We start from the raw sequence: 4,830 nt of genomic DNA on the forward strand, positions 1-4,830 counted from the left end.
AGCTGAACCTCTAGGCTCAAATGGAGACGCGTCAGCAACCGCCGCTCAGTCCGCGGCAGCGCCGTCGATGTCCGGCTTATAAGTCCAACTAACCGGAACCGTCAAGCAGAAAAATTCGGGAAAATGCTGCATCGCATCCTGAAATCGGACGAGAGCCACGGCAGCTATCCAATGAACTGGTTGTTTTTCAACAAGATGCGGAAACGAAACCGTTTTATCCACAGGGCCAGAATTCATAGGACTGTCACGCTTTGCGGTCTTGGCGCGGCCCGGCGATTCACCGCCAAGTGCCCGTCAAGATGAGAAATATCGCCGAATCTCGACTGCGATATCCTCAAAAAGCGCGGGCCAGTCATCGTTATCGTCGCAACGGAACAGCCTCATGGTCGGATACCACGGCGAATCCATGCGTTCTGTCATCCAGCGCCATTCGGAGACATGGCGCAGGGCGACCCAGACCGGGCGTCCCAGCGCGCCCGCCAGATGCGCGATGGAGGTGTCGCAGGTAACGATCAGATCCAGCTTGACCATAAGAGCCGCCGTGTCGATGAAGGCGTCGGGACCGTCGTCGAAATCTTTAGCAAAACTCCGCACGCGCTCCGCCAGCGCGGCTGGAACGGCTTCATTGGCGCCTTTTTGCAGGCTGAACAGGGATATCCCCTCCAATTTTGTCAAGGGAAGCAGCGATTCTGGCGGGATCGATCGGCGCGGATCGACGCGAAAATCGATATTGCCGCGCCAGCACAACCCAATTTTCAGACCGGCGCCGGCAAGGCGTTCCCGCCAAAGCGCGACGCGCTCCGGTTCGGCGCGCAAATAGGGTATCGGCGAAGGAATCGTGTCCATGCGCGTAAAACAGGCGCGCGGAAGACTGCTGATGGCGAGCACAGCATCGAAATTCCCGGACAAATCTTCCTCGTTGCGCCAGGCGATCGGCGCGGCAGACGAAGCGAACAGCCGTCGCAGTTTCCGCGGCCCGGCGAAAGCGATCTCGGCTCCCGCCTGCGCCAGCAGCACGACGTAGCGAAAGAACTGGATGGCGTCGCCAAGCCCGTGATCATGAACGACCAGGATTTTTTGCCCGGCTAATCTGGCGGCATCGTTGAGATAGAGCCGGGCCGCCGACGCGGGAACGGGCCTTCGCCCTTCCGCCCATCGATATTCGTAACCTTCCCAGCCCTCGGCGAAATCGCCCAGCAGGAGCTGGAGACAGCCTTTATTGCAGCGCGCCTCTTCCGAATCTGGGGCCAAGCATAGGGATTGATCAAAAGCACGCATGGCTTCATCGAAATGACCCAGTTCCTTAGCCACGATGCCCAGACCGCAAAACGCCAAAGCATAATCGCTGCGCAGAACAATCGCCCGTAAATAGGCTTGCCGCGCCTCTTCATTTCGGCCGAGCCGCATCAGCGCATTGCCGAGATTGAGTTCCGCCTCCGGCAGATCTTCCTGCAAGCCCAAGGCCTGGCGATAGGCTTCCGCCGCCTCGCGCAGCCTTCCCAATGCGTAAAGCGCCGCGCCGCGATTGCAGTGAGCGCCGGCGTATTCGGGCTGCGAGGCGCAGGCCCGGTCGAAACACGAGAGAGCGGCTTCCGCGTTGCCATGGGCCAGCAAGAGGCCGCCGCGGTTGAACCAGGCGACGGCGTAAACCGGATCGAAGTGGAGGGCTCGGTCGTAAAAGGCCAGCGCGCCGGCGGCATAGCCCCGGCTTTGCAAAATATAGCCGCCGCTGCACAGCGCCTCGGGAAAATCCGGCCGCGCCCGCAAGGCCGCGTCGAACCAGGCAATCGCTGCGTCCAGCCGCCCCGCCGCCTGTTCCCCCAGGCCGATCTGGTAAAGGGTGTCGGCCTCGCCGGTCACGAGCCGCCCAGCTGCAAGTTCTGGAGGCTCATCAACAAATCGGTGCTGAAGCCGGTGTTGGCGCTAGCCGTCGTCAGAAAGGGACTGACGATCGTGGATGTCCCGCCAGTCGTCGAAGTCGAAGACGTCGAATTGTTCAGATCATATTGCGCCGTGAAGCGCTCGAGAAAATTCTGGACATAACCGGGTTTCTGGAAATCGGAGTAATTCAGCAGGCCATTGAGCTGCTGCGCCTGGGTGTCGATGTTTTCGACCGACGTGTACGAAGAAATACCAAGCGTGGTCTGCACCACGTTCAAAAGATTCGGGTCGGCCAATATGCTGTAGCCATTGGTGATATTGGACGCGTTCTGCTGGAAATAGAGCGCGAGCTGCACGCCCGGGTCTTGTGCGCCCTGGTTGGTCTCCAGCGTCTGCATCACATATTTGTTGGCCACGTCGGTCGTCGCCGCCAGTGTCTGGGTCGTGGACGTCCCGTAAAGGGAAAAATTGAACGCCTGGGCAAAAGCCAGGATATTCGGGTTGTTCAGCGTATTGGCGAGAGCCTTCGAACTGGACGTCCCCTGCTCCAGCACCTGTTGCATCAGGTTCTTGGCGTAGGTCATATCGCCAAGGCCGAAGGCCGTCATCGCGTAATTGAAAAGGCGCGGATTGTTGACCAGTTGCGCGGGTGTGGTGACGCTGCCGATATTTGCCTGAAAATAGCTCGTCGCCTGGGCGACGGTCGGATCGGACGCCGTCATGGTCTGGTAACGGCTGAGATTGTTCGCAATCGACAGATAGGTTGTGAAAGTGCTCATAGCCGCCCCTCGTCCCGCGCGCCGCGCCCTTTACCATCGTGCCGGCGAGGACTTGCGCGAGGCTTGGCGGACCGACGAAAAATCAGCCCCCGGAGTTTTCAAAAGCCGCCGCCGGCGCGGAGCAATCGATCAGGCGAAAGCGCCGCGCGGGACCGTCGTTGGGCGCCTGGGCGGCGATAGCGTGCAAATCGCGCAGGCAAGTCGCGACGGCTCCGGCTATGCGCGGATCGTTGCCGGAATATTCAGATGCTGCGCGCAATGCACGATAGATCTCTTCCAGGCCGCGAACGATTTGTTCCATCGAGTCTTCCGTCATTACGGCGGTCATCGGCGGCAGCATCTTCGCAGCGCGTTAATATCAGCTCAATTTCGTTTGCCGGTTGCGAACGATCAGACAGCCTGCGCGCGGGGCGCGGGTTGATAAGTTGTCGCGCGGGCGCCGTTGCGCTGGTCGATTTTGGCGGCCAAGGTTTCGGCAAAAGCAGTGGCGATGGCGTTCTGGCGGGCCGGCGCGGCTTCCGGCGCGATGACCTGAGGAACATGAGCCGGCGGCGGCGCAACGGCGGACTCACGGGCGGCGGCGGGGAACGAATCCTGCAAGATGAGGCAGATCTCGTCGATCGAGTGATCGAGCGCCACCAGGGCGCGATATTCCGGAACTTGCAGCAGACGCTGACGCATGTCTTCGCGCAAGGCGCGCATCGAATTCAGAATGTCATGTGGCATCGACTTCATTCTCCCCAAGTTCCCTGCGACATTTTCCATCGTTGCCGAATCGGCTGGCGCGAGGCTGGATTGCTCGCGCGCAAGCTTCGCAAAAGCGTGAGGGCGTTCAATTCAGCGGCGACGCAAGAAAACCTCCCGCCCTACGGTCGGGAAACTGGAGTGAATCAGCGCCGATGGTTTCCGATCGACAAAACACCTCTCATGGCGGCTTCGCCGCCGCATCCGATGGCCCCGCCATTCTGCGTCTGAAAATGCTCGAAATGAAAATTGCCGTCGCGGGCCCCCTCCCCGACGAGACCCGCCTGTCGGCGCAAAACCTCATCGGCGCCTTGAAACGCGCCATCGCCGATAAGCCCAGCCTGACTTTCGCCGACGTCGTCGCCAAACTTAAAACCTGCGATGAACTGGCGCGCGATGACATAGGTGAAAAAGCGGACGCCTTGCGGATGAGCATGATCAAAAGCGCCATCGCCGATCTGCGCCGCCTTCCCTCGTCCGTTTGATCGATGGCGGCGCCATGACCGAACGCGAAATCACGGCGTTGAAGCTGGCCTATGGACTCAAACCCTCAGGCCTCGATTGGCTCCGGCGCGGCCCGGTGGCATCCGGCGTCGTCACTTATAGCATCCTGCCTTCCAGCGTCCTGCCTTCGCCCTCGCCTCATCCTTACGAAAGGCGCCGCGCGCGGCGGCGACGCACGCGACTGCGTTCAGGGAAAATTCTCGATCGACGCAATCTGTTCCTGATCGAAGCGAACATTCTCGACCGCTCCTCCTGCGGCCTGCGCCTGCGCCTTGCCAAGGACGTGGCGATTCCGGAAATCTTCCATCTTTACGACGACGAAGCCGAAATCATCCTCGTCGCGCGGATCGTCTGGCGTCGGCAGGCTTTGGTCGGCGCCCGGATCGACCCGTCAGGACCGGCGCGGGCCAGCCGCCGGCAGCTCGCTTCCTTGCGCGGCAAATTTTACGCCATGCGGGACTGACAGCCGCTTTTGCTCGCGACGCGAACACGCAAAAAGGCGAGCGTGATCCCACGCTCGCCTTTGGCAAAACATCTTGTCGATTGGATCAGTTCAGTGTCAGGCAATAGCCGAGATAGCGCTTGGAATCGATCGGATCGTAGCCGAGGCGGTGGCGTAATTTCTTGCGTAATTTGCTGATGTGGCTTTCGACGACGTCCTCCTCGACCTCATCGTCGAACAGTCCGTAGATGGCGTTGAAAATCTGCGCCTTGGTCACGCGCCTGGTCTGGTGCATCACCAGATATTCGAGGATGCGGCGCTCGCGCCGCGGCAGCGGCAAGGCGGCGCCCTTCACTTCCGGGTCGCGTCCGTCGAAATAAACCCGCATTTCGCCGACCACCTTATATTCCGTTTGCGGCTCCTTGCGGCGGCGAATGGCGCCAACGCGCGCCATGATTTCGCGCACATGGACCGGCTTGC

At 60.6% G+C, this 4,830-nt stretch carries 7 protein-coding genes; 2 read left to right on the forward strand and 5 right to left on the reverse strand.

From position 1 onward, the window contains the following. Positions 1-294: 294 nt before the first annotated feature. The 4 genes from ACLP2E_RS00610 to ACLP2E_RS00625 all read right to left on the reverse strand — a co-directional run bounded on the left by ACLP2E_RS00610 (position 295) and on the right by ACLP2E_RS00625 (position 3,386). Complete coding sequence (locus ACLP2E_RS00610) at positions 295-1,860, reverse strand: tetratricopeptide repeat protein (RefSeq protein ID WP_442464850.1); 1,566 nt, start codon at positions 1,858-1,860, stop codon at positions 295-297. Continuing rightward, positions 1,857-2,660, reverse strand: a complete 804-nt coding sequence (locus tag ACLP2E_RS00615; protein WP_442464851.1) for a DUF1217 domain-containing protein — start codon at positions 2,658-2,660, stop codon at positions 1,857-1,859. The genes ACLP2E_RS00610 and ACLP2E_RS00615 overlap by 4 nt, the downstream gene beginning before the upstream one ends. An 82-nt stretch (positions 2,661-2,742) precedes the next feature. Continuing rightward, positions 2,743-2,961: a hypothetical protein gene (locus tag ACLP2E_RS00620; protein WP_442462509.1), complete on the reverse strand. Its 219-nt coding sequence runs from the start codon at positions 2,959-2,961 to the stop codon at positions 2,743-2,745. 89 nt (positions 2,962-3,050) lie between these two features. Beyond that, on the reverse strand, positions 3,051-3,386 hold the full coding sequence (locus ACLP2E_RS00625) for a hypothetical protein (protein WP_442462510.1): 336 nt from the start codon (positions 3,384-3,386) through the stop codon (positions 3,051-3,053). A 173-nt stretch (positions 3,387-3,559) separates the two neighbouring features. On the opposite strand from ACLP2E_RS00625, the gene ACLP2E_RS00630 reads away from it, so the two are divergent. Further along, entirely contained in the window at positions 3,560-3,889 is a 330-nt protein-coding gene (locus tag ACLP2E_RS00630; protein ID WP_442462511.1) for a hypothetical protein, read from the forward strand. A gap of 14 nt (positions 3,890-3,903) precedes the next feature. Beyond that, complete coding sequence (locus ACLP2E_RS00635) at positions 3,904-4,371, forward strand: hypothetical protein (protein WP_442462512.1); 468 nt, start codon at positions 3,904-3,906, stop codon at positions 4,369-4,371. Positions 4,372-4,456: 85 nt separating this feature from the next. Here ACLP2E_RS00635 and ACLP2E_RS00640 read toward each other — a convergent pair. Further along, on the reverse strand, positions 4,457-4,830 hold a 374-nt coding region (locus ACLP2E_RS00640; protein WP_442464852.1), incomplete at its 5' end, for a response regulator transcription factor.

The sequence above is a fragment of the Rhodoblastus sp. genome (assembly GCF_052145335.1).
Classification (GTDB): Bacteria; Pseudomonadota; Alphaproteobacteria; order Rhizobiales; family Beijerinckiaceae; genus Rhodoblastus.

Coding starts and splice junctions, on each gene's coding strand:
- ACLP2E_RS00635 (WP_442462512.1), top strand. CDS start 3,904: ATGACCGAACGCGAAATCACGGCGTTGAAGCTGGCCTATGGACTCAAA.
- ACLP2E_RS00615 (WP_442464851.1), bottom strand. CDS start 2,660: ATGAGCACTTTCACAACCTATCTGTCGATTGCGAACAATCTCAGCCGT.
- ACLP2E_RS00630 (WP_442462511.1), top strand. CDS start 3,560: ATGGTTTCCGATCGACAAAACACCTCTCATGGCGGCTTCGCCGCCGCA.
- ACLP2E_RS00620 (WP_442462509.1), bottom strand. CDS start 2,961: ATGGAACAAATCGTTCGCGGCCTGGAAGAGATCTATCGTGCATTGCGC.
- ACLP2E_RS00625 (WP_442462510.1), bottom strand. CDS start 3,386: ATGCCACATGACATTCTGAATTCGATGCGCGCCTTGCGCGAAGACATG.